Raw genomic sequence first — 21,793 nt, forward strand, 5'->3', positions numbered from 1 at the left:
CGCACGACCCTCGTCCCTGAACCTCGCTGCACCGAGGAGGACCGAAGGATGCACCGTAAGCGCACCGCGGCGGCCACCGCGTTGGCCATGGCCTTGGCCGTGCTCCCCCTGACGGGCATGGCGGGGCCGCCGGGCGCGGGAGGGAAGGCGGGGCGGGACGGCGCCCGGGACAGCCCCGAAGGCTCCGCCTCCCGTGCCCTCTCGCCCACGCCCCGGTCCGTCCACGGCCGGTCCGACCGGGTCACCGTCACCCCGTCCGTGACCGTCGTCGCCGGGCCGCGCGCCGATGCGCCGGCGCTGGCCGTCGTCGAGAAGTCACTGAAGGACGCCGGTGCGCAGCGGGTCGTGCGGGCCGGGCGGGCGCCGGACGGCCCGCAGCCGGACGGCCCGCAGTTGACGGTGTATGTGGACGGTGCGGGCGCGGCGCGGACGCTGACGGAGCTGGGCGCGCGGGGCCCCGGGGGGCTGCCCGCCGAGGGCTATGCGCTGGCCGTCGGCAAGGGGCGGATCGCGCTGTCCGGGAAGGACGCCAACGGCACGTACTACGCCGCGCAGTCGCTGCGGCAGCTGCTGCCGCAGCGGGAGCGGCCGGGCGCCCAGGTGCCGGGCACCGTCGTACGGGACTGGCCGGCCACCCCGCTGCGCGGCGTCATCGAGGGGTTCTACGGCACCCCGTGGTCGCACCGGGCCCGGCTCGACCAGCTCGACTTCTACGGCGCGCACAAGATGAACATCTATGTGTACTCGCCGAAGGACGACGCCTATCTGCGGGAGAAGTGGCGGGACCCGTACCCCGCGGAGCAGCTGGCGCAGATCAAGGAGCTGGTGGACCGGGCGCGCGAGCGGCATGTGGAGTTCACCTATGCGCTCTCCCCGGGGCTGTCCGTCTGCTACGGCTCCGACGCGGATCTCCGGGCGCTGACCGCCAAGTTCGAGACCTTGTGGGACATCGGTGTGCGGACCTTCGCGGTGCCGTTGGACGACATCAGCTACACGGACTGGAACTGTGCGGCGGACAAGGACCGGTTCGGGACCGGCGGCGGGGCGGCGGGTGCCGCGCAGGCGCATCTGCTCAACCGTGTCAACCGGGAGTTCATCGCCGGGCATCCGGGCGCCGAGCCGCTGCAGATGGTGCCGACCGAGTACTACGACGTGAAGCCGTCGCCGTACAAGAAGGCGCTGGCCACCCAGCTGGACAAGGAGGTGCTGGTGGAGTGGACGGGGGTGGGGGTGATCGCGCCGACGATGACCGTCGCCCAGGCCCGGCAGGCCCGGGAGGTCTTCGGGCACCAAATCCTGACGTGGGACAACTACCCGGTCAATGACTATGTGACCAACCGGCTGCTGCTCGGGCCGTTCAACGGCCGGGAGAAGGGGCTGCCGGGGCAGCTGGCCGGGATCACCGCGAACCCGATGATCCAGCCCGCGGCGTCCAAGCTCGCGCTGTACACGGTCGCGGACTACGCGTGGAACGACTCGGCGTACGACGCCCGGACGTCCTGGGGCGGGGCGATCGAGGAGCTGGCGGGCGGTGACGCCCGTACGGCACGGGCGCTGCGGGCCTTCGCGGACGCCCATTACTCCTCGTCACTCAACCCGCGGCAGGCGCCCGAACTGGCCGCCGCCATCGAGGAGTTCGGCAAGGACGGCGAGGCGCGGCGGCTCGATGCCGTGCTGCGGAACCTGCAGGACGCTCCGGCGGTGCTGCGCGACCGGCTCGCCGACCGCGGCTTCGTACAGGACAGCGAGCCGTGGCTGGACGCGACCCGGGCCTGGGGTGTCGCGGCGCGTACGGCACTGCGGCTGATCGAGGCGACCAAGGCGGGCAACGGCGCGCAGGCCTGGCAACTACGGCAGCAGATACCGGAGTTGGTGAAGAAGGCCAGGTCGTTCGTGTACGTGGACATGGCCGGGAAGAGGATTCCGGTCCTGGTGGCGGACGGGGTGCTGGACACCTTCGTCGAGGACGCGGTGGCCGCGCACGACCGGGCGCTGGGCGTCACCGGCCGCCCCAAGGCGTCGACGGATCTCTCCGTCTACCAGGACAACGCGGTCTCCCGTATGACCGACGGTGATGACGCCACGTACTTCTGGAGCGGCGCCGCGCCCAAGGCCGGTTCCTCCGTGGCGCTGGATCTGCGGGCCGAGCGTCCACTGGGCACGGTCACCCTGGCGATGGGCAAGAGCGGCAGCCCGGACGACTATCTGCGGCACGGTGTCCTGGAGTACTCGTCGGACCACGAGAACTGGCACAAGCTGGCCGCTTTCGACGGGAAGGCCGAGGTGCGGGTCGAGCCGCCGGCCGGTGCCCGGGCCCGGTACGTCCGCGCCCGGGCCACCCAGGCGCAGGACAACTGGCTGGTGGTGCGGGAGTTCGCGGTGGCCGGAGCCGAAGCGGTGACGGTGGCCGGAGGCCCGCCCGCGGCGGAGGGCAGCGCGCTGCGGTCGGCGGCGGACGGTGATCCGGCGACCGTCTACCACGCGGCGCGGGCGGCGCAGCCCGGTGAGGCGCTGGAGTTCACGCCCGAGGCGCCCCGTGCGGCGCACTCCGTGGTCGTGCTGCGGCCGCAGGGCGCGCCGGCCGGGGCGGCGAAGGTCGAGGTCCGTACGGGCGGTGCCTGGCGCACGCTCGGCACGCTGTCCGGCGCCTATACGCGGCTCGCGGCGGGCGATGGCCCGGTCGAGGGCGTCCGGCTGACGTGGCGTGAGGGGACGGCGGCGCCCGAGGTCAATGAGGTGGTGGTGCACTGAGGGGCGCTTGCTGCACCGGGGGTGGGGCCGCGCCGCCCCCGCCCGGTGCACGGAGGACGCGGCACGCCCGGCGGTGTGCCGCGTCTCCCGTGCGCGATGGGGTGGCGTCCACCCGGCGGCGTCGCGCCATCTCCCCCGCGGCCCCGCCCCGCGCCCTAATCTGAGGTGCTGGCCGCCGCCCTCGCCCCGGAGGAGACCGACCCATGGCCCGAACCGCTCCCGACGCCCCTCGCCCGACCGCGGCCGCCGTGCTGGACGACGCGGTCCGCGCGCTCACCCCGGACTCCGCCGCCAACCGGCTGGTCTCGCAGATCGAGGCGGGTGCGGCGCCGCGCTCCGTGTTCGCCACCTTCGCCCTCGAACAGCACCAGGTGATCGCCTCCGACCGCCTCAGCTTCCAGCATCTGGCGCGGCGGGCGGACGGTGACCCGCCCGTCGCCGACTTCTTCGATCTGCTCGCCCAGGGTGAGACGCGGGCGCTGAAGCGGCTGGCTGGGCTGGCGGACGCCTGTGGGCTGAGCGAGCGGGAGATCGCGGAGTACCAGCCGCGGCCCGGCTGTCAGGCGTACCCGTCCTATGCGGCGCGGCTCGCGCTGGGCGGCGAGCCGTCCGATGTGGCGATCGCGCTGACCGCCAACTTCGCCGCCTGGGGCGGCTATTGCGCGGTCGTCGCGGCGGCGATGCGGGACCACTACGGCTTCCCCGAAGCGGCCCGTGGCTTCTTCGGGTTCTTCGCCGAGCCGGCGCCGGCCGTCGACGAGAAGGCGCGCGAGGCGGTACAGCACGGCCTCGACACCGGCCAGGCGCAGCCGGCCACGGCGCATCGCTACGGCCGTCTGCTCCAGTCGTACGAGCTCATGTTCTGGAACTCCGTCGGGGAGTGAGCCGCCGGGACGGGCGCGCGGGTTCCCCGGCCGGTGCCGCCCATCCCCTCCGGCCGGGGGTGACCGCCCGGCACTTCTGACATGCCATCAGAACCGCTGGACCCGTCGTGGTCAGCCGCTCAGCTCCTCGTGGCGCGCGGCCAGGCGGCGCATACCGTCCGCGGTGAGTGAGCCGTGCAGGCGCAGCCGGGCGATGCCGCCGTCGGGGAAGATGTCGATCCGGACGTGGGTGACGGGCGGCGCCCCGGCCGGCAGGAAGCGGTGCACGGTGTCGGGCTGCAGGCGGGTGCGGGGCAGCAGTTCGGTCCAGTCGCCGCCCTCGCCGTCGCGGCCGAACAGGGCCGCCCAGCCCGCCGAGTTGCCCTTGAGGCAGCCGGTGTCGATCTCCACCGCGCGGATCACGGAGCGCTCGGTGAGGCGGTAACGGACCCAGTCGTTGCCGGTGCCGCGGCGGCGCCGGGTCTCCCAGCCCTCGTCCATCGTGCGGGAGCGGCCCGGCTGGATGGTGTGGGCGGGTGGGGAGTAGAAGCGGTCCGAGGCGTCCTCGACGCGGCCGCCGTTCTCCAGCGCGGCGACATCGAAGGTGCCCAGCGCGGCGAGCCAGTCCGGCGCCGGGACGACCTCTCCGTGGACCCGGAGGCGGGCGACACCGCCGTCGGGATGCTGGTTGAGGCGCAGATGGGTGAAGCGGCGGCCGGTATCGACGAGGAAGCCGTTGGCGGCGTGGCCGCCGATGGGGGTCCGCGGGACGAGGGGCGTCCAGGTCACCCCGTCGGCGAGGAGTCCGGCCGGTGACGGGGAGCCCTCGACGCAGGTGCCCTCGACGCTGACGGACCGCGGGTAGTTGCCGCGGAAGTGGGCGGTGTCGACGACGATGCCGTGGATCACGCCGGGGGCGCCGAGCCGGATCAGCGCCCAGTCGTGGTCCTCGTCCGCCGGGAACGGGTGGTCGCCGTCGGTGCCGCGCCGCCTGCGGGTCTCCCAGCCATCCATGATCTTGCCCTTGTGGCCGAAGGCCTCGGGGTCGAAGCGGGCGGGGCCGGGCGTGAGGAGGTTCTCCCGCTCGGCGAAGAACTCGTCGTTCGCCGCGATGACGCCCGCACCCAGCCGCCGGTCGGCCAGGTCGGGGAGCTGGGTGAAGGGGAAGCCGTCAGGGCCGGGGGTGCGGTAGTCGGCGTACGGGTCGCCGCCTCGGTACGGGGCGGCGTCGCCGGTGTAGCGGGGAAGGCCGGCGGCGGTCATGCGCGGTGCGGCCGTTCGAGCAGCTCGCCGGTGGGCTCGGCGAGGGTGGTGCCGTCGTTGATCCGGCGGCCGCGCAGCCAGGTGGACCGGACGACGCCGTACAGGGTCTTGCCGGCGTATGCGGTGATCTTGTTGCGGTGCTGGAGGGCCTGCGGGTCGACGGTGAAGGTCTCCTCGGGGGCGAGGACCGTGAAGTCCGCGTCCCGGCCGGGCTCGATGGCGCCCTTCCGGTCGAGGCCGACCAGCGCCGCCGGTGCGGTGGCCATCCAGCGCACCACGTCGTCGAGGGTGTGGCCGCGCTCGCGGGCCTCGGTCCAGATGGCGGGCAGGCCGAGCTGGAGGGAGGAGATACCGCCCCAGGCCGCGCCGAAGTCCGCGGTCTTGAGGTCGGCGGTGGACGGCGAGTGGTCGGAGACGATGCAGTCGATGGCGCCGTCGGCCAGCCCCTCCCACAGCGCGTCCTGGTTGGCGGCCTCACGGATCGGCGGGCAGCACTTGAACTCCGTTGCGCCGTCCGGGATTTCCTCGGCGGTCAGGGTCAGGAAGTGCGGGCACGACTCGACGGTGATCCGGACGCCCTCGCGCTTGGCGGCGGCGATCAGCGGCAGTGCGTCGCTGGAGGACAGATGCAGGACGTGGACCCGGGCGTCGAGGCGCTGGGCGAGCACGATCAGCCCGGCGATGGCGTCGTTCTCGGAGATGCGCGGGCGGGAGGCGAGGAAGTCGGCGTACTTGGGGCCGTGCGGCTCGGGTGCCGCGTCCAGGTGGCCCGGGTCCTCGGCGTGCACGATCAGCAGGCCGTCGAAGCCCGCGATCTCGCCGAGGGCGGCGGCCAGTTGTTCCTGGTCGACCTCGGGGAACTCGTCCACACCGGACGGCGACAGAAAGCATTTGAAGCCGAAGACCCCGGCGTCGTGCAGCGGGCGCAGGTCCTTGACGTTGCCGGGGATGGCGCCGCCCCAGAAGCCGACGTCGATATGCGCCTTGCTGCGGGCGACCGCGCGCTTGGTGTCGAGGTGGGCGGCCGTGGTGGTGGGCGGGAGGCTGTTGAGCGGCATGTCCACGAGGGTGGTGATCCCGCCGGCCGCGGCCGCGCGGGTGGCCGTCCAGAAGCCCTCCCACTCGGTGCGGCCCGGGTCGTTGACGTGGACGTGGGTGTCGACGAGGCCGGGCAGCAGGACGTCGTCACCGAGGTCCTCGACCCGTGCCTCGGCCGGAGCCGGGTCGTCGTACGGCAGCACCGCGGTGATCCTGCCGTCCTGGACGGCGACGGACGCGGCGCGCGTCCCCTGCGGGGTGACGACGCGCCTGGAGCGCAGCACCAGCTCTGTTTCGGACACCCGGTCCCCTCCTCGTAGCTGTTTTCATCGTGGCGTGCGGGCGCGTGGGGTGCACGGCCGCCGAAGTGGCCGCGCACCCGGAGCGCGTCGCGCACGCCGGAGTGACATGCGGTTTCAACAGTCTGTTGAATGAGTCTTCACTCCGGACCCCGGCCCGTCAAGACCCCTCGGCCGGGACCGGCACGACGACCGCCCCGGCCCCCTCGGAGGCCGCAGGATCCGTCGCCACGGCGGCGCTGACCTGCGACGGGATGATCTCGTCCGGCACCGGTGCGGCGATTGCGGCGGACCGGTCACGGCCCGAGACCAGGACGTAGAGCGCACCGGCGAGCCCCATTCCGAAGATCCAGGAGAACGGCGCCACCACGTCGAAGGCCGGGACCAGGGCGAGCGCGGCGGAGACCGCGGCCGCCGGAAGGAAGGCGATCACGGCCTTCGGGTTGTAGCCCCGGCGGTAGAAGTACGCCCCCCGGGCATCGGCCGAGAACAGCGCATCGACATCGATCCGGCCCCGGCGCACCAGGTAGTAGTCGACGAGCAGAATCGCCACCAGCGGCCCGAGGAAGGCGCCGAGGGCCCCCAGGAAGTACTGGATCACCAGCGCCGAGGAGTACAGCTTCCAGGGCATGACGACGATGGCCAGCACCGCGGTGATCATGCCGCCGCGCTTGAAGTTCAGATACTTCGGCGCGAGATTGGCGAAGTCGTAGGCGGGCGAGACGAAGTTGGCGACGACATTGATGCCGATGGTGGCGACGATGAAGGACAGCGCGCCGACGACGGTGACCACCGGGTTGTCGATCTTCTGGATCACCTTCACCGGGTCGTAGATCGCCTCGCCGAAGACGGAGATGGTGCCCGCGGTGACCAGCACGGCGACCATCGCGAAGGCGGTGAAGTTCACCGGCAGCCCGATCAGGTTGCCGCGCCGGTAGGAGCGGTGGTCGGGCGTGAAGCGGGCGAAGTCCGCGTAGTTGAGGACCAGGGTCAAGAAGGTGGCCACGGTCAGACTGACCGCGATGAGGCTCTGTTCGAGCTGCGCGGAGCCGCTGAGTCCGGTGAGGCTGCGGGTCAGCGAGATGTCACCGCCGGCCTTGACGACGAGGTACACCGCGAGCGCGAGGACCACGAGCCAGACCACCGGTCCGGTCGCGAAGTCCTGGACCTTGCGGATGAACTCCATCCCGCGGGTCAGCAGGACGGCCTGCAGCCCCCACATCACCATGAACGCGATCCAGCCCAGGGTGGACAGCCCCAGCACCGAGTTGTGGTGGTAGACCTCCAGGCCCGGCGCGAGCTGCAGGGTCAGCAGGACCACGGCGGTCGAGGCCAGCCAGGTCTGGATGCCGTACCAGGCCACGGCCATGACGGCGCGCAGCAGCGCCGGGATGTTGGCGCCGTAGACGCCCCAGCTCGCGCGGGCGAGCACCGGATAGGGCACACCGGTCCGGTGCCCGGCGTGCCCCATGCGGTTCATCAGCCAGTAGACGATCGAGATGCCGGCCAGCAGCGCGACGAACACCTCCCAGGCCGGCAGGCCCAGTACGAACAGGCTGGAGGCGAAGGCGTAATTGCTGATCGCGTGGGTGTCGGACATCCACAGCGCGAAGATGCTGTACGTGCCCCATTTGCGCTCGGGGGCCGGGGCGAGGTCCTCGTTGAAGAGACGTGGGTCCGGCTGCGGGGGCTTCGGGGGTGTGGACACGTGTCCTCCCAGGCAGGTTGGGTGGAGCTTAGGGGGTCAGTTGTCAGATGCCTGATGTCTGTGCGGAAAATTCAGTGGGGCGCGGGGAGCCCTGAGCGCGCCCCGGGGACAGATGGGCGCTCAGCGGCCAGGAGCCGATGACCTTGGGGCGGGGCGGCGCGAAGCTGCGGCCCGCACTGGTGGTCAGCCCGAGGCCGACGACCGCCTCCGCGAACTTCACCGCCGCGGCGACACCGTCCACCACCGGTACCCCCAGCGCCGCGGCGACCTTCTCCTGGAGCCCGGCCATCCCGCCGCAGCCCAGACAGATCACCTCGGCACCGGCCCGGACGGCGTCACGAGCGGTCTCGATGATCACCTCGACGGTGCGCTCCGCGTCCTCCTCCAGCTCCAGGACGCCGAGCCCGGTGCCCCGGACCGCGGCACAGCGCTGCAGCAGTCCCGCGGTCAGCAGCCGGTCCTGTATCTGCGGTACGGCACGGTCGAGGGTGGTGACGATGCCGTAGGCGTGGCCGAGCATCATCGCCATCTGGGCGGCGCTCTCGGTGATGTCCAGGACGGGTACGTCCAGCAGTTCCTGGGCACCCTCCCGGCCCGGTTCGCCGAATCCGGCCATGACCAGCGCGTCAAAGGCCAGGTCGAGGGTGGCGAGCCGGTCCAGTACGGCCGCGGCGCTGAGATAGCCCTCGAAGTGGCCCTCGATCGACTCCGGCCCCCACAGGGGTTCGGTGGCGATGATCTCGGTGCCCGGGGCGGCGGCTGCGGTGGCGGTGGCGCGGATCGAAGCGGTCATGGAAGCCGTGGTGTTCGGGTTCATGACGAGAATGCGCATGACGCTCCAGCGATTTGGAGGATTCCACAGAATGGACAGTAGGTTTCGCGCAGCAGAACGTAGCTATGGCCACTGGCACCGTCAAGAGATCGCGGCTAGGTGCCGGCCCAGCGGTTCACTCCATGGGACAAAGCAAGCCTGACCGGTGGGAACGAGTGTGCGAGAGTCCATGTGCGGGCGTACGGGGACCGGTAGGCTTCTCCGGTCGGGCCCGGCGCCCGCACGTGCCAGCCGAGACCGATCAGCCCCGCCCCGAAAGGAACGCTCCGTGCCGTCGTCCAGCGCCAGCACCTCCGCCGCCGAAGCCAAGCCAGGCGCCAGCGGCGGCGTCCAGTCCCTCGAGCGCGCCTTCGACCTGCTGGAGCGGATGGCCGACGCCGGTGGCGAGGTCGGCCTGAGCGAGCTGTCCACCAGCAGCGGGCTGCCCCTCCCCACCATCCACCGCCTGATGCGCACGCTCGTCGCCTGCGGCTACGTCCGCCAGCAGCCCAACCGCCGCTATGCGCTGGGCCCCCGTCTGATCCGGCTCGGCGAGAGCTCCTCACGGCTGCTGGGCACGTGGGCCCGGCCGTTCCTGGCCCGCCTGGTCGAGGAGACCGGCGAGACGGCCAACATGGCGCTGCTCGACGGCGACGAGATCGTCTATGTCGCCCAGGTCCCGTCCCGGCACGCGGTACGGATGTTCACCGAGGTCGGACGCCGGGTGCTGCCGCACTCCACCGGCGTCGGCAAGGCCCTGCTGTCGAACCACCCCCCGGAGGAGGTCCGCGCGCTGCTCGGCCGTACGGGCATGCCCGCCGCGACCGAGAAGACGATCACCGACCCGGACCGCTTCCTCGAAGCGCTCGCCGACGTCCGCCGCCTCGGCTACGCCGTCGACGACAACGAGCAGGAGATCGGTGTCCGCTGCCTGGCGGTGCCGGTGCCCAACTCCCCCACCTCGGCGGCGATCTCCATCTCCGGCCCGACGGGCCGGGTCACCGAGGCCTCGACGGACAAGATCGTGCCGGTCCTGCAGGACGTCGCGGCGCAGCTGTCGGTGGCCCTCGCGAATCAGACGCCGGCGTAGCGGGACGGGGCGGGGCCTTCGGGGGCGGGTGGCGTACGGGCCCTCCTCGCGGGCTGGGGGGGCGGCGTACGGCTCGCGGGCGGGCAGGCAGCCCGCATATGGCTCCTTCGGGGGCGCGCGCGGCGTACGGCCCTTCGCGGACGGGCAGGCAGCGTACGGGGCTGGTCCGCGCACGACTCTGCCGCGGCGCGCAACCAACCGGCTCGCGAGCCGGTCAGCGCACCGGTGCGCCGGACTCCGGTCCGGGCTGCGCGGTGGTGGTCACCAAGCGCGCGGCAGCTCGCCGAAACGGTCGATACCCTCGCGCACCTCTGCCAGCGCGGGTGACAGCGCGCTCACCGATCCGACCGCCCCGGCAATCAGCAGGAGCGAACGGCGCAGCCGGGGCACCTCGGGCATCCCGTGGCTCACCATCGCGTCCAATGCGGCCAGCTCATCATCGGCGGCCACCCGGTCCGGTAACTCCCCTGGAAGTACGGCCAGTTGGCGGCGCAGCCGGGCCACTGCCCCGCGCAATTCCTGGACCCGTGGGTCGCCCTCAACCCCGGTCACTCGTCTGTCCCTCTGCAGCTGTTCCACAACGACGGCGTCCTCCAAAGCCGTTGCCCGTTCCACAATGCGGGCCAGTTAACGCCACTCTGCGCTGATCGCGCCATACGGAGAGCGAAAAAACCGGATCACCGAGTGAATCCGGGGGGCGTGGCCCATGCCTGACGGCTCCTTAGGGCGTGGTGCGCGATTGAGGTCGGGGCGTGCCGGCCTGGCGGGTCGGCTGGTGGGTGATCATCTTTCGGCGGTGCGGTCGGAGATCAGGCCGGCGACGGCTCGGTAGCTCTCATCGAAGTACTCGCGGCGTCCGAGGAAGCGTTGGAGAGTTCGCCATTGCTTGTGCTCGGCGTTCGCGTGCTCCACGCAGGTGCGTTCCGAGGACTGCTGGTGGCGCTCGGCCTCCCAGGCGGTGACCTCCTTGGGCGGCGCGTCCTTCATCGGAACACCAGCCCATGGTCCGGGCCGGCCCCTGGCGCGCGCCGACGGTCGTGACCTCGGCGTTCACGCCGCCGGCCCTCCTCCGCGGCCGGCCCCCTTTCCCGTACAACCCTTCAGGCTCACCAGAGGTCATCTCCGAGTCCGCACGTATGTCCTGGAGAGGAACTCATGTCCCGGCCCCATCACAAGCGCTCCCGGCGTCCCGTCGTCCTGGGCGCCACCGCCGTCGCGGCCGCACTGGCCGGTGGCCTGCTCATCACGCTGCCCGGCGGCGCGAGCGCCGCCGCGTCGGGCCTCGCCGACGACTTCAACGGTGACGGCTACCGCGATCTGGCGACCGGCGCCCCGGGTGCTGTCGCGGGCGGGAAGGCGAAGGCGGGCGCCGTGGTCGTCAACTACGGCTCGTCGAGCGGTATCAGCGCCGCGCGCCACAAGACCACATCGCAGAGTTCCTCCGGCGTGCCGGGCGCCTCGGAGACCTCCGACCGCTTCGGCACCGAACTCGCGCACGGTGACCTCAACAACGACGGCTACGGCGATCTCGTCGTGGGCACACCGCTGGAGGACGTCAGCGGCGACGTCGACGGCGGTTCGGTCACCATCCTGTGGGGCGGCTCGTCCGGCCTGTCAGGCGGCACGACGATCAGCGACCCGAACGCGTCGGGCCACGACCGGTTCGGCCAGTCCCTCGCGGTCGGCGACTTCACCGGTGACGGGAAGGCCGATCTGGCGGTCGGTTCCACCGGCAAGGACGTGTGGATCTTCAAGGGCGGCTTCACCAAGTCCGGCGGCGCGGCCGGGAAGCTGCGCTTCGACGCGCAGATCGAGTCCGGCGCGTACCCCAAGGGCGCCGTCCAGCTGGCCGCCGGGGACTTCGACAACGACAGGACGGACGACGTGGTGGTGGGGTCCTCCGCGGGCAACTTCGTCTACCGGGGCGCCTCGACCGGGCCCACGCTGCAGACCGAGGCGGGCACGGGGTACGCGGGCGCGCTCACCGTGGCGGACTTCGACCGCGACGGGCACGACGACCTGGTCGTCGGCACCGACTTCGTCTCCGTCACGGACCAGACGGCGAAGGGTGGCTACGCCACCGTGTTCTACGGCGGTGCGGCGGGCGTCGACACCACTCGCAGCGCCGTCTTCAGCCAGGACACCGCGGGCGTGCCGGGAGCGGACGAGTCCGACGACTCGTTCGGTGGCACACTCGCCGCGGGCGACGTCAACGGTGACGGCTACCCGGACCTCGCCGTCGGCGCGAACTTCGAGACCATCGGCTCCGCGCCCCACGCCGGCAACGTCTGGGTGCTGCGCGGCGGCGCCTCCGGCCTGACGGGGACCGGCGCCCAGTCCTTCAACCAGGACACCTCGGGTGTCCCGGGCGCCAACGAGTCGTCGGACATGTTCGGCGACGCCATCCACCTCGCCGACCACAACAAGGACGGCCGCGCCGATCTGTCGGTGGGCGCGGGCGGCGAGAACAGCGACGACGGCGCCGTGTGGGTCCTGCGCGGCTCCAACGGAGGCGTCACGGGCACCGGCGCGGTGAGTTTCGGTGCGTCGTCCGTCGGCATCGGGAACTCGGGGGATGACCCCATGTTCGGGGATGCCATGTCGGGCTCCTGAGCACGTAGACAGACAGCCGGAAGGGGCGGCACCGGAGGATTCCGGCGCCGCCCCTTCCGTTGTGCTGACTTATGGCCGGCGACGTCGCCTATCGCGCACCAAGTCGTTAGGTTTTTTCCCCCGCCGCCCACCCCCCTTCGGGGGGTGGGCGGGTGTAGTGACGCAGGTGCCCACCCCTAACGGGGTGGGGGAGGAGGTGGCGAGGCGGGGAAGCCGGGAGCGCCCAGGCAAGCGGGGTACGGGCGGGAGGACGGGCGCGGGCGGCCGGGAAAGCAGGGAGGACGGGCGCGGGAAGGAGGTCCGAAGACAGCGAGAAGGCCCGAGGATGCCGCAGGCACGCGCAGGCGGCCGCCCGACGGCGCGCACAGGGCCCCCGACGGCACCAGAGCCCCCGAGGGCCCCCGGCGCCCCCGAGAGCCGCTCAGCGCCCCCACCCCGCCAGGCGCAGCCAACCCGTCTCAGGACTCCTGCTCGGGCTCCACCGCGTTGCGCCAGACTCGGACGTCGATGGTCATGTAGCTGCTGGGGTCCGTCTTCGGGGCGTAGCCCTTGAAGGTGATCAGCGCGACATGGCCGTACTTGGTGGTGAGGCACATCTGCGCGCCCTTGGAGAGCCGCTTGGTCAGGATGCTGTCGGTGAACCGGGTCTCGTTGCGGCAGGTGGCGAGCGTGCCCTCCTGGCCGGCGTTGAGCAGCACCAGCTTGCCGGTCTCGGTGTCGACCTCGTCGTCCGTGTAGGAGTTGTCCGTGTACGAGAAGTCGATGTCCGTGTCGTTGTCGGAGTCGGTCGGGTGGACCGGCTCGTCGGACAGCGAAATGTGGTAGTCGTCGGGCAGGTTGATGGTCTTGTAGTCGACCGGGGTCGGGTCCTTCACCGGGGCGCCGCTCCCGCCGTCACCGGGGCTCGCGGTCGGGTCCCCGGTGGGCGTCGGCGAGGAGTCCTTGTTCGCCGTCTTGCTGCCGCCGGCGGACTGGTTGCCCTTCTTCTGGCCCTCGCCCTTCATGAAGGTGTAGACGAGGGCGCCGCCGGCGCCCGCGAAGGCCAGCAGACAGACCACGGCCAGGACCGCGATCAGCCCCTTGCGCTTCTTCTTCGGCGGCTGCGGGGCGGGCACGGCGGAGGTCGGGCCGGTCACCGCCGGTCCGGTGGCCGTCGGTACGGCGGCGGTCGGTACTGCGGCGGTCGGTCCGGTGGCCGTCGGCGCGCCGGTCCCGGCGACGGTCGGCGCGTAGGCCGCCGGGCCGAAGCCGGGCGGCGGGGTCTGCGGGTGGCTCAGCTCGGTCGGCACCGGTGCGACCGGCGCCGTGGGCGGGGCCGGCGGCTGCGTCGGCCGGCCCGGCGACGGGGCGGGCGGGTTCGGCGGCTGGGCCGGAGCGGCCGCGGTGGGCGCCTCCAGCGGGGGCGGCGGCGTCTGTGCGGGCGCGGGCGCGGCGGCCCGTGTGGTGATGTCGGCGGCGACGGCGGTGGGCAGCCACTCCTCGGGGCGGCGCAGCTGCGTCTGGCCGGAGGCCGCGCCGCACAGCGCGATCACCTCGGCGACGGAGGGCCGGTCCGACGCCTCCTTGGACAGACAGCGGGTCACCAACTCCCGCAGCTCGTCGGGGAGTCCGGTCAGATCCGGCTCCTCGTGGACGATGCGGTAGAGCACTCCGTGCGAGGTGCCCTCACCGAACGCCGGGGTGCCTATGGCCGCGTAGGCGGCGACCTGGCCGAGCGCGAAGACATCGGTGGCGGGGCTGATGGTGCTGCCCGCGGCCTGCTCGGGCGCCATGAAGGTGGGGGTGCCGACGGTGACGCCGCTGCTGGTCAGGGACGTGGCGTCGGCGGCGCGGGCGATACCGAAGTCGATGACGCGCGGGCCGTCGGCGGCCAGCAGCACGTTGGACGGCTTCAGATCGCGGTGCACGATGCCCGCGCCATGGATGACCTGCAGCGCCTCGGCGATCCCGGCGACCAGCAGCAGCACGGTCGGCACCGGCAGCTTGCCGTGCCCGGCGACCGCCGCGGCGAGCGAGGGGCCGGGTACGTACGCGGTGGCGAGCCAGGGGCTGGGGCCTTCGGCGTCGCTGTCGATGACCGGCGCGGTGAACAGGCCCTGCACGCGCTGCGCGGACTGCACCTCCTGCTTGAAGCGGCGGCGGAACTCCGCGTCCTCGCTGAACTCGGGGCGGATCACCTTGATGGCCACCGGCCGCCCGCCGGGCGTGTAGGAGAGATAGACCTTCCCCATGCCACCGGAGCCGAGCCTCGCCGTGAGGCGGTAGCCCGCGATCGCCCGCGGATCGTCACCTTCCAGCGGCTGGAAGATTCCGGATCCGCCCGCATTGTTCACCACTACTGGGTCCCCCGACTCAAAAAGGCCCGCCACTTCGGCACGACGGCCACGATGTCCGCAACGGGGATGAACCTTATCCGGCCAGGCGCCACACCCTCACATCGCCGGTGACGAACATGGCGCCTTGTCCGAAGGGCCGGTTTCGCGACGGGATTTGGCGGCCGGGACCCTCCGCGTACCGCCCTGACGCGCGGTGCCCGGAAATGGCTTGATGACGCGTCGGCACATACGTTCCCCCGGACACCCTTTGGTGTGGGCAGACGTGATCCGATGCGTATGGCGGGACACGGTGGAGCATTCTCCCTTTCAAGGAAATATCCGGCATATCACTGGATCGGAGAATGCCATGGAGCCCAACTCCGGCCCCGGCAACGGCTCGAACCCCCGTCGCGTCAGCGTCGTACAACTCATCTGCCGCGCGTACGGCCTGTCCGACGCATCGGAAATCACGATGGAGCACATAGACCGCTATGTCGCCGAGCGCCGACGGGCGGAGGAACGCACACATCATCTGCGCGACCGGTTCCGACCGCACATCCCCCGGCCACGGGCCGCCGGTGACGCGGCCTGACCCGGCCGGCCACGCCCCAACGGGCCACGGGGCACGGTGCCATGGGGTAAGCAGTCCCCATGGCACCGACAGCACCGAAAGACCCACGAGAACAGCGGCACCGGGCCCGGCCGGACGCCCCTGAGGGGACGCGGAACGCCGGGCGGCCCGAGGGGAGGGTGGCGGGTCTGCTGCTCGCCGCGGGCGGCGGGCGGCGGCTGGGGGGACGGCCCAAGGCGCTGCTCGACCACCGGGGACGGCCACTGGTCGAGCACGCCGCACGGGCCCTGCGGGACGGCGGCTGCCACCCTGTGCACATCGTGCTGGGTGCGGCCGCCGCTGCCGTGCGCGAACGGGCCGAACTCGCGGCGTACGGCCTCTCGGAGAACCCGGACTGGGCCCAGGGCATGGGCTCTTCACTGCGTGTGGGCCTGGCCGCGCTGGCGGATTCCGAGGCGGACGCGGTGGTGGTGTCCCTGGTGGACCAGCCGGGCATCGGTGCCGCGGCGGTGGCGCGGGTGGTGGCGGCGTACGAGGGCCGCGCCTCGCTCGCCTCCGCGGCGTACGACGGCCGGCGCGGCCACCCGGTGCTCTTCGGCGCCGACCGCTGGGCGGACATCGCGGCGGGCGCGGAGGGCGACCGCGGGGCGCGCGGCTACCTCCAGCGGTATGCGGACGCCCTCACCCTCGTCGAGTGCTCCGACATCGCCGAGCCCTACGACATCGACACGCCGGAGGATCTTCACCGTCTGGAGTGAGAGCGGGCCTTGGCCGGCGGTCTCCGCACCCGGGGTGGAAGTAATGCAGAGTGACCGCCGTGGCACCGAGAGCCATTCGATCACCACTTCTGTCGACCCTGAGAATCTCGACGTCAACAAACCATTGAAGTTCCGCGATAAGGAAACTAGTCTCCACTGGTCAGAAGCGCCCTGAACCCAGTCGGCGCCCGCGACCGTATCCGGGAGCCCGCGGCACCCCGTGCCGCCCGGTGTCCCGGCGGCCGCCGGGCACCGCCGCTGAATGGAGTGACAGCTCATGTCCGCACCAGCGCCGTCCCCGCTGGCCATCGTCGAAGTCGACCCCGCGCACACCCCCGAACGGCAGGGCGAGGTCCTCACCGACGCCGCGCTCACCTTCGTCGCCGAGCTTCACCGCCGGTTCACCCCGCGCCGCGACGAGTTGCTCGCCCGCCGCACCGAGCGCCGCGCCGAGATCGCCCGGACCAGCACGCTGGACTTCCTTCCGGAGACCGAGCGGATCCGCGCCGACGACAGCTGGAAGGTGGCCGAGGCGCCCGCGGCCCTCAATGACCGCCGGGTGGAGATCACCGGCCCCACCGACCGCAAGATGACCATCAACGCGCTCAACTCGGGCGCCAAGGTCTGGCTCGCCGACTTCGAGGACGCCTCCGCGCCGACCTGGGAGAACGTCGTCTCCGGGCAGCTCAACCTGATCGACGCCTACGAGCGCCGCATCGACTTCACGGACGCCGCGTCCGGCAAGTCGTACGCCCTCAAGCCCGCCGAGGAGCTCGCCACCGTCGTGATGCGGCCGCGCGGCTGGCACCTCGAAGAGCGTCATCTGCAGTTCGAGGGGCGGCCGGTGCCCGGCGCCCTGGTGGACTTCGGGCTGTACTTCTTCCACAACGCCCAGCGCCTGCTGGACCTCGGCAAGGGCCCGTACTTCTACCTGCCGAAGACCGAGTCGCACCTGGAGGCCCGCCTCTGGAACGAGATCTTCGTCTTCGCCCAGGACTATGTCGGCATCCCCCAGGGCACGGTGCGCGCCACCGTCCTCATCGAGACCATCACGGCCGCGTACGAGATGGAGGAGATCCTCTACGAGCTGCGCGACCACGCCTCGGGACTGAACGCAGGACGCTGGGACTACCTCTTCTCCATCGTCAAGAACTTCCGTGACGGCGGCGCCAAGTTCGTCCTCCCGGACCGCAACGCGGTCACGATGACGGCGCCGTTCATGCGCGCCTACACCGAACTCCTCGTCCGCACCTGCCACAAGCGCGGTGCGCACGCCATCGGCGGTATGGCGGCCTTCATCCCCAACCGCCGTGACCCCGAGGCCAACGAGAAGGCGCTCGCCAAGGTCAAGAACGACAAGGACCGGGAGGCCGGCGACGGCTTCGACGGCTCCTGGGTCGCGCACCCCGACCTGGTCCCGGTCGCCCGTGCCTCCTTCGACGCGGTGCTCGGTGACAAGCCGAACCAGAAGGACCGTCTGCGCGAGGACGTCTCGGTGTCGGCCGCCGACCTCATCGCCATCGACTCCCTCGACGCCAAGCCCACCTATCAGGGCCTGATCGACGCGGTCCAGGTCGGCACCCGCTATATCGAGGCCTGGCTGCGCGGCCTGGGCGCCGTCGCCATCTTCGGCCTCATGGAGGACGCCGCGACCGCCGAGATCTCCCGCTCCCAGATCTGGCAGTGGGTCGACGCCGGTGTCGTCTTCGAGAACGGCGAGAAGGCCACCGCGGAGCTGGTGCGCACACTCGCCGCGGAGCAACTGGCCGCCATCCGCGCCGAGATCGGCGAGGAAGCCTTCACCTCGGGCAAGTGGCAGCAGGCCCATGACCTGCTGCTGAAGGTCGCGCTGGACGCGGACTACGCGGAGTTCCTGACGCTGCCCGCGTACGAGCTGCTGGTCTGAGCCGGCTCGGCGTCCGTCGTCCCGGTTGTGCCGCGGTTCCGTTGGGGAGCCGCGGCACAACGGCGTTCCGGCCGCCGTCGCGCGACAAGGCGGGTGCCCCCGGACGGTGTGGTGTCATGTGATCACCAAGTGGAGAGGCAGTCGGATGGATGACCGGCCAGGAGATCACGGTGAGCCGCCGGCCACGGGCGGGGACGCGGGCGGGGACGCGGGCGGGGACGCGAGCGCGGGCCAGGAGCCGGGGATGACGGTGGCCGAGCGTGTGCGGCGGGTCCAGGGTTCCCTGTCGCCCGCGGAGCTCAAGATCGCCCGCGCGCTGATGGCGCACTACCCCGCGGCGGGCCTGGAGTCGACGTCCGGGCTGGCCGGACGGGCGGGGGTGAGCCCGCCGACCGTGGTCCGCTTCGTCGCCCGGCTCGGCTTCGAGGGCTACCGGCAGTTCCAGCAGTCGCTGCGGGACGAGGTGCAGGCGCGCCGGGCCTCCCCGCTGACCCTGCGGCCGGTGATCAGCGAGACCTCGCCGACCTCGGACCTGGTCGAGGCGGCGGCGGAGGTCGGCCGGGGGGCCTTGAGCCACACCTTCGCCGCGCTGCCGGAGCAGGAGTTCGACCGGGCGGTCGAGCTGATCTGTGACCCGGCGAAGCGGATCGTGAGCTTCGGCGGGCGGTTCTCCCGTCTTCTGGCCGAGTACCTGGATCTGCATCTGCGGCTGCTGCGGCCGGGCACACAGGTGCACATACCGGCCCCCGGCGGGGACGGCGGCTTCCGGGTGGATCTCGGACGGCGCGAGGTGTGTGTGGTCTTCGACTTCCGGCGCTATCAGCGCGACACCGTGGAACTCGCCCGCTTCGCGCAGGAGCGCGGCGCGCGGGTCGTGCTGTTCACCGATCCATGGCTGTCGCCCGTGGCCGAGTTCGCCGATGTCGTGCTGCCCGTTCGGGTCGAGGCGCCCAGTCCGTTCGACAGCATCGTGGCGCCCGTGGCGGTGGTGGAGGCGCTGGTGGCCGCGGTGCACGTACGGCTGGGATCGGCGGCGGAGGAGCGGATGAGGGCCGCTGAGGAGGCGTCGGGCGACCGCACCATGGAATGACGCCACGCCATGAAATGAATATTTCATGCACTCCTATTGACGCGCTCCCTGGAACGTATGTTTCATGACGGGGCTCGGGCTGCTGTGGACTCAGCCCCGTCTCCTCCTCGGAGCGCCCTGTGTCGAATCCCCCTCGAACACGCAAGCTGCGCTTGTGGGAAGCGCTAACCCTCTCCGTCGGTCTCATGGGGCCGACACTCGCCATGGGCCTCAACGGGGCCGGAGTGGCAACCACGGTCGGCAAGGCCGTCCCCCTCGTCTTCCTGCTCGGCCTGCTCGGTGTCGGCCTGGTCGCCTACGGCTTCTGGCGGCTGACCCAGCACTTCAACCAGGCCGGTTCCGTCTACGCCCTGGCCGGGGCCACCATCGGCCCCCGCGCCGGATTCTTCGGCGGCTTCGCCCTGCTGGGCACCTACCTCGCCTTCCTCGTCTGCACCCTCGCCGCGACCGGTGTCTTCGCCCAGGCGTTCCTGCACGCGATGGGCATCCGGTCCACCGGGCCCTGGGTGGCCGTCGCGTTCCTCGCGGCCCTCGGCGTCACCGCGCTCAACTCCCGGGACGGCCGCACCACCGCCCGCACCCTGCTGATCGTGGAGGGCATCGGCATCCTCGCCATGCTGGTACTCGCCGCCGTCATCATGGGACGGGCCACCACGGGATCGGCGCCCCGGCACCAGAGCCTCGACCTCTCGGTGTTCACCGCCGGCGGCACCACGTACAGCGCGGTGGTGACGGCCACCGTCTTCGCCTTCCTGTCCTGGGCCGGGTTCGAGGCCTGCGCGTCGCTGGGTGAGGAGACCGACGACCCCAAGCGCAACATCCCCCGCGCGCTGGCCGGCAGTGTGCTGCTGACCGGCTGCCTCTACGTCCTGATGATGTTCGCCCAGACCATCGGCTTCGGCACCGACGCCCAGGGGGTGCGCGAGTTCGGCGCGGCGGAGTCGGCCCTCTCGACGCTCTCCGGGCAGTACATCGGCACCTGGTTCGCGCTCGTCATCGCCTTCACCGCGGTCGCCTCCGCCTTCGCCGCCGCGCTGTCCTCCTCGGCGGCGGCCGCCCGTATGGTCCAGGCGCTGGCCCGGGACGGCTTCGGGCCGCGCGCCCTCGCCCGCACCCACCCCGTCACCGGTGCCCCGACCACGGCCCTGCGGGTGTGCGGCGCCGTCGCGGCGGCGCTGACCGCGGTGATGTACGGCACCGGGGCCGCCGCCTTCGACACGTACTACTGGTACGCCACCATCGGCGTGCTGTGCGTCCTGGTGGTGTACGCGGTCGCCGGGGTCGGGGTGATCGTCTTCACCCTCTCCGGCCGGGGCCGCATCCCCCGCTGGGAGCTGGTGGTGCCGGTCGCCGGGCTGGGCTATCTGGGCTTCGTCTTCCTCCAGCAGTCGACCGGCCAGAGTGCGCCGTACACCTACTTCCCCTGGATCGCCGCAGCCTGGTGCCTGGCCGGTGTCGCGGTCGTCCTCGCGGCGCCCTCCCTCACCCGGCGCATCGGCGCCCGGATGACCAGCGTGCTGGTCGCCGACGCGCACCCGACCGACCGAAAGGTGCCCTCTTGAAACCTCCCCCTCATAAGCGAGGGGAATTCCTAGCTCACTTTGCCTGACGCCTAGCAGGTGGCAGGGCTTACAAGATCAGCACTAGCCGGGTTGAGACCACCCCGGAGCTGGGGGCACCTCCCAGCGGTAGCTGGGGGACATCACGCGGGCGGAGTTCTTATCCCGTGGCCGGGAGGCTCCGCATGCGGTGCAGGTATACGTTCGTTCGGAAAGGGGCAGTGCGTGCTTGGCTCTCGCTCCGCAGTCTGCGCAATCCATCGTGGTGTGTGCCGGGTGCACCAGGTGCACCTTCCGCGCGTGCTTACGGCCCATCTCGACCAGCGCGGCCTTCGTCGCACTGATCGCGGCATCCGCCGCCTTACGGGCCATAGTGGTCTTGGCGAGGAACTTCGGGTCGTTGCTGGTGGTCGTCGCGGTTTCCTTGACTCCCCAGTCAATGCCGATCACACACCCGGTTTCGGGCAGTGGCTCGGACCCGGTTTCGACAACGAACGACGCGTACCAATGGCCGAGACCGTCTCGGTACACCCGCACCGAGGACGGGTCGGACGGAAGGTCACGCGACCACACCACGGTCAGCACGATCCCGCCTGCCAGACGCAGACGGCCGTCCTTCAGACGGAAACCGCGCCGGGTGTATTCAAAGGTGGGAGAGGCGTCACGCTTCTTCTTCCACTTCGGCATGCCGGCACGCTGCCGCATCGGCAACCGGGCCTTGATGTCCTTCATCGCCTTCGCCCGGGACTTGCCGAAATCGCGTATCAACTGCTGCTGCGGCACCGAAGCGCCCTCACACAGCCACGGAATGCTCGGTCAGCATCGCGGACAGCTGCACCGGACCGCACGTCTGCCTGTCCTCGGGATGCACACGGTTATGCGCATGGACAGCCTTCGACTTGGCGACGCACTCATTCCACACCCACCGGCACCGGTCCCACTCCGCCAGCAGCAAAGCGTTCGCCGTCGACGACACACGCAACCGGAAGGTGTACCGGGCACGCCCGGTCTCCCCCCACGTCTGCGCTGCTGCCGTCACGATCACCAACTTACCCGAGAGGTACGACAGTTGAGACCGGGCGCTCAATCGGGACACCCTCACCATGACCCCGGAGGACGCCGTATCGCCTGGCGGCGATACGGCTTTCCCTGCCCTGC

General features: G+C 71.5%; 16 protein-coding genes and 1 pseudogene. 9 read left to right on the forward strand and 8 right to left on the reverse strand.

Annotation, left to right across the window (positions count from 1 at the left end; translation table 11 throughout):
• The first annotated feature begins 48 nt into the window (after positions 1-48).
• Both STRNI_RS08435 and STRNI_RS08440 read left to right on the forward strand, forming a co-directional pair.
• A complete protein-coding gene (locus tag STRNI_RS08435) occupies positions 49-2,751 on the forward strand; it encodes a glycoside hydrolase family 84 protein (protein WP_277410857.1) in 2,703 nt (900 codons plus the stop codon).
• Positions 2,752-2,954: 203 nt separating this feature from the next.
• Complete coding sequence (locus STRNI_RS08440; RefSeq protein ID WP_266444310.1) at positions 2,955-3,635, forward strand: thiaminase II/PqqC family protein; 681 nt, start codon at positions 2,955-2,957, stop codon at positions 3,633-3,635.
• A gap of 111 nt (positions 3,636-3,746) precedes the next feature.
• Here the strand turns inward: STRNI_RS08440 and alc are convergent, their stop codons facing one another.
• From alc to STRNI_RS08460, 4 genes are all read right to left on the reverse strand, one after another.
• Entirely contained in the window at positions 3,747-4,877 is a 1,131-nt protein-coding gene (gene alc / locus STRNI_RS08445; RefSeq protein ID WP_266444307.1) for an allantoicase, read from the reverse strand.
• Positions 4,874-6,217: an allantoinase AllB gene (gene allB / locus STRNI_RS08450; RefSeq protein WP_277410858.1), complete on the reverse strand. Its 1,344-nt coding sequence runs from the start codon at positions 6,215-6,217 to the stop codon at positions 4,874-4,876. Before allB ends, alc begins: the two co-directional genes overlap by 4 nt.
• A gap of 157 nt (positions 6,218-6,374) precedes the next feature.
• Entirely contained in the window at positions 6,375-7,922 is a 1,548-nt protein-coding gene (locus STRNI_RS08455; RefSeq protein WP_159485384.1) for an NCS1 family nucleobase:cation symporter-1, read from the reverse strand.
• 43 nt (positions 7,923-7,965) lie between these two features.
• The gene (locus STRNI_RS08460) at positions 7,966-8,754 is read right to left on the reverse strand and encodes an aspartate/glutamate racemase family protein (RefSeq protein ID WP_159485386.1); all 789 of its coding nucleotides are present in this window, start codon (positions 8,752-8,754) and stop codon (positions 7,966-7,968) included.
• Positions 8,755-9,022: 268 nt separating this feature from the next.
• Here STRNI_RS08460 and STRNI_RS08465 point away from each other — a divergent pair, with 268 nt between their 5' ends.
• On the forward strand, positions 9,023-9,823 hold the full coding sequence (locus tag STRNI_RS08465) for an IclR family transcriptional regulator (RefSeq protein WP_018092806.1): 801 nt from the start codon (positions 9,023-9,025) through the stop codon (positions 9,821-9,823).
• Positions 9,824-10,084: 261 nt separating this feature from the next.
• On the opposite strand, the gene STRNI_RS08470 is transcribed toward STRNI_RS08465, so the two are convergent.
• Positions 10,085-10,375 carry a DUF5955 family protein gene (locus tag STRNI_RS08470; protein WP_026170205.1) on the reverse strand — a complete coding sequence of 97 codons (291 nt, stop codon included), beginning with the start codon at positions 10,373-10,375 and terminating at the stop codon, positions 10,085-10,087.
• Between the two features lie 231 nt (positions 10,376-10,606).
• Positions 10,607-10,810, reverse strand: coding sequence for a hypothetical protein (locus STRNI_RS08475; protein ID WP_266444296.1), 204 nt, complete (start codon positions 10,808-10,810; stop codon positions 10,607-10,609).
• Positions 10,811-10,978: 168 nt separating this feature from the next.
• Between STRNI_RS08475 and STRNI_RS08480 the strand changes: the two genes are divergently transcribed.
• On the forward strand, positions 10,979-12,436 hold the full coding sequence (locus STRNI_RS08480) for an FG-GAP-like repeat-containing protein (RefSeq protein ID WP_277410859.1): 1,458 nt from the start codon (positions 10,979-10,981) through the stop codon (positions 12,434-12,436).
• 458 nt (positions 12,437-12,894) lie between these two features.
• On the opposite strand, the gene STRNI_RS08485 is transcribed toward STRNI_RS08480, so the two are convergent.
• Positions 12,895-14,772 carry a serine/threonine protein kinase gene (locus tag STRNI_RS08485; RefSeq protein WP_277410860.1) on the reverse strand — a complete coding sequence of 626 codons (1,878 nt, stop codon included), beginning with the start codon at positions 14,770-14,772 and terminating at the stop codon, positions 12,895-12,897.
• Between the two features lie 346 nt (positions 14,773-15,118).
• On the opposite strand from STRNI_RS08485, the gene STRNI_RS08490 reads away from it, so the two are divergent.
• From STRNI_RS08490 to STRNI_RS08510, 5 genes are all read left to right on the forward strand, one after another.
• Positions 15,119-15,343, forward strand: a complete 225-nt coding sequence (locus STRNI_RS08490) for a hypothetical protein (RefSeq protein WP_018092802.1) — start codon at positions 15,119-15,121, stop codon at positions 15,341-15,343.
• A 158-nt stretch (positions 15,344-15,501) separates the two neighbouring features.
• Positions 15,502-16,080: a nucleotidyltransferase family protein gene (locus STRNI_RS08495; RefSeq protein ID WP_277413214.1), complete on the forward strand. Its 579-nt coding sequence runs from the start codon at positions 15,502-15,504 to the stop codon at positions 16,078-16,080.
• 277 nt (positions 16,081-16,357) lie between these two features.
• Positions 16,358-17,986 (forward strand): malate synthase A, encoded by a 1,629-nt coding sequence (gene aceB / locus STRNI_RS08500; RefSeq protein ID WP_018092800.1) that lies wholly within the window; start codon positions 16,358-16,360, stop codon positions 17,984-17,986.
• Between the two features lie 145 nt (positions 17,987-18,131).
• Positions 18,132-19,076, forward strand: coding sequence for a MurR/RpiR family transcriptional regulator (locus STRNI_RS08505; RefSeq protein ID WP_277410861.1), 945 nt, complete (start codon positions 18,132-18,134; stop codon positions 19,074-19,076).
• A gap of 119 nt (positions 19,077-19,195) precedes the next feature.
• Positions 19,196-20,638 (forward strand): APC family permease, encoded by a 1,443-nt coding sequence (locus tag STRNI_RS08510; protein ID WP_159485394.1) that lies wholly within the window; start codon positions 19,196-19,198, stop codon positions 20,636-20,638.
• 81 nt (positions 20,639-20,719) lie between these two features.
• Here STRNI_RS08510 and STRNI_RS08515 read toward each other — a convergent pair.
• A pseudogene (locus STRNI_RS08515) lies at positions 20,720-21,674 on the reverse strand (RNA-guided endonuclease InsQ/TnpB family protein).
• Between the last annotated feature and the right edge of the window lie 119 nt (positions 21,675-21,793).

The organism is Streptomyces nigrescens, assembly GCF_027626975.1.
GTDB lineage: Bacteria > Actinomycetota > Actinomycetes > Streptomycetales > Streptomycetaceae > Streptomyces > Streptomyces nigrescens.